1 protein-coding gene is annotated in these 258 nt (G+C 51.9%); it reads left to right on the top strand.

Going from position 1 to position 258, the window contains the following annotated elements; all coding sequences use genetic code 11:
• On the top strand, nt 1–258 hold a 258-nt coding region (locus tag HMPREF2613_RS11550; RefSeq protein WP_186822075.1), incomplete at both ends, for a hypothetical protein.

The raw sequence follows: 258 nt of genomic DNA, 5'->3' as shown, positions 1-258 counted from the left end.
AACCGACTTATACAGAACCCGTTAGTACCCAAGGCACACAAGAGTCAGGTCATGAGGGTGCAGCCCTAGTTCAACCAACGCAACCGGCCTACACAGCCCCAATCAGTACTCAAGGTACACAAGAGTCAGGTCATGAAGGCGAGGCTCTAGTTCAACCAACGCAACCGGCCTACACAGAACCAATCAGTACTCAAGGTACACAAGAGTCGGGTCATGAGGGCGATGCCCTAGTTCAACCCGTTCAACCGACTTATACAG

Source organism: Streptococcus sp. HMSC070B10, from assembly GCF_001808665.1.
Classification (GTDB): Bacteria; Bacillota; Bacilli; order Lactobacillales; family Streptococcaceae; genus Streptococcus.
This window is presented reverse-complemented; position numbering and strand designations above follow the sequence as displayed.